This is a genomic window from Arcticibacter svalbardensis MN12-7, assembly GCF_000403135.1.
Classification (GTDB): domain Bacteria; phylum Bacteroidota; class Bacteroidia; order Sphingobacteriales; family Sphingobacteriaceae; genus Arcticibacter; species Arcticibacter svalbardensis.
The window spans coordinates 1-2,563 of sequence record NZ_AQPN01000059.1 but is presented as its reverse complement, the minus strand read 5'-3'; the positions used below and the strand labels follow the sequence as shown (position 1 = coordinate 2,563).

The 2,563-nt window shown below is 42.2% G+C and carries 2 protein-coding genes; both read left to right on the top strand.

Features of this window, described 5'->3' with window-relative positions:
* Positions 1-1,599, top strand: a 1,599-nt coding sequence (gene istA / locus ADIARSV_RS07160; protein WP_235048378.1) for an IS21 family transposase, incomplete at its 5' end; no start/stop codon positions are given.
* Between the two features lie 66 nt (positions 1,600-1,665).
* Positions 1,666-2,424: an IS21-like element helper ATPase IstB gene (istB, locus tag ADIARSV_RS07155; RefSeq protein WP_016194777.1), complete on the top strand. Its 759-nt coding sequence runs from the start codon at positions 1,666-1,668 to the stop codon at positions 2,422-2,424.
* Positions 2,425-2,563: the final 139 nt, after the last annotated feature.

Sequence of the window (2,563 nt, the reverse complement as noted above, 5' to 3'; positions counted from 1 at the left end):
GTAGTTTTTCACCTTTGTCGTCATCAAAACAGACAAGGTTTAATGAACTATTACTTGAACAAACTTATGACTTACCAACAGATTCACCAAATGTACCGGGACAAACAGTCCATCCGGAAGATTGCTAAAGAATCGGCCCTAAACTTCCGTACAGTAAAGCAATTATTAAGTCTTTCCGAAGAAGAGTTTTTGGCTTCATGCTACAAACGCAAAGGCCGCAGAAAATTACTGGGCAGCTATGAAGATTTTGTACATAAGCGTCTTGAACTTTATCCACAGACCTCTTCGGCTCAGATGCATGACCTTTTGAAAGAGGCATTTACTGACTTTGCCACAGTCAGTCAGAAAACGGTTTACAATTATGTATTATCGGTACGGTCACTTTATGATTTGCCATTAGAAGAACTGGGGCGTGATTTCCAGATGATTGCAGAACTCCCCTATGGGCAACAGGCACAGGTCGACTTTGGCTTTTATAATATGCGTACCACCGCTGGCAAGACCAGAAAAGTGCAGTTCTTTTGCCTTGTACTCTCACGCTCCCGTTATAAATATGTTGTATTTACTGATACTCCTTATACCAGCGAAACAGTGACCAAAGCGCATGAACAGGCTTTTGAATATCTAGGCGGTATGCCGCAGGAAGTAGTGTATGATCAGGACCGGCTCTTTCTGGTCAGTGAAAATCTTGGAGAGCTAATGCTGACCGAACGCTTTCGCAGTTATGTTTCCCAGCGGTCTTTCAAGACTTATTTCTGCCGTGCCGCTGACCCTCAAAGCAAAGGGAAAGTTGAGAATATGGTCAAATATGTAAAACAGAACTTTCTGGCAGGCAGATCTTTCAAAGATCTGGAAACCCTTAACCAGGAGGCCCATGCATGGCTATCCCGTACTGCAAATGCTCTTGCACATGGAACAACAAAAAAAATACCTGCCAGGGAAATGGAAGATGAGGTTACTTACCTGGATCCATGGCATCCGATCTTTATAGAAGTACAGGCTTATATCCCTTATACTGTCCGTAAAGACAATACCATTAGTTGGAAGAGTAACTTTTATAGCTTGCCCTTAGGTACTTATAAAGGTCGTGGTACGCAGGTACTGGTAGGAACCGATGACAACGAGCTGGTGATTCAGGATATGGATAAAAAAGAACTGTGCAGGCATATCTGCTCTATGCTACAGGGACAAAAGATCCTGCAAACAGATCATACCAGGGATAAATCACACGCAATTTGGGAAATGATGCAGGAGTTTGCCGCGATGTTTGAGGATACAGAAGAAGCCTTGGGATGGATCTATAAGATCAAAGCAGATAAGCCTCGTTACATTCGGGACCAGATACAATTGTTAAAAGCTACAGTACAGGCTCTTGATCCTTTGATTGCCACCCATGCGCTATACTATTGCAGCCAGTACTATATCTACAGCGCAACGGACTTTAGAGCTATTACAGAAAAGATGACCAGGGAACAAAAGATCATTGTTAGTCCGGATCTCGCTGGGCAGCATAATCCCTTAAGCGGTAAAGCGTTGTTTAATGCTTTCACTGAACCGTCAAAAAGTAACCTCAATACGTACGAGTCTATCTTCAACTAATCATAAGAATTGCCTGCTGGTGCTCTAAAAGGTGTCAGCAGGTATACTTCAAATCAACAGAAAAAAATGGAAACAGAAAAACAACGGATCAGAGAATTATGCAGTGCCTTTTACCTAACTGGTATCAGTGCAGGTATGGAGAAGTATATTACCACAGCAGAGCAGCAAGGAATGGGCTTTATAGAGTTCACTAGTGGACTCCTGGAGATGGAAACAGTTTACCGCCGTGAACGGGACTTAAGCAAGCGTCTAAAAACAGCGTGGTTGCCCCAGATGTCCCATCTGGAACACTATCAACCTAATGCAGAAACAGGATTACCAGCAGCACGCCTAAATCAACTGAGGGAGTTAAACTGGCTGGATCAAGTCTTTAACATCGTATTAATGGGTCCCAGTGGCACAGGAAAGACGTTTTTAGCGGCAGGACTTTGCAGGGATGCTGTTAAAGCGGGATACAATGCTTACTTCAGGAAGATGGATGATCTGGTTAACATGCTCAAGACAAAGGAATATGTAAAAACACAGCAGACTGAATACAAAAGGTTGCTCAAAGCCAATCTGATTGTGATTGATGATATCATGCTATTCCCCCTGGAAAAGAATATGGCTGTAGCTTTCTTTAACTTTATTAACCAAATCTATGAGTCTACATCAATTGTGATCACGACCAATAAAAAACCGACTGATTGGAGTAAACAGCTTGATGATGAGGTTATTGCTACTGCACTGCTCGACCGGTTGCTCTATCATTGCGAGGTAATCAACTTTACCGGAGAAAGCCACAGGTTAAAGAACAGAAAAACCATATTTGGAGAAGCCAATTAACCTGCTATTTTTGCAGAACTGTGTATGAATTGTTACCGTTTTTGCTGTACTATTCTTACCAATAATGCTGCACTTATTGTTACCGTTTTTGCTGCACTCTTAATTGCCGAAAATGCTGCATTATTATTTACCGATTACA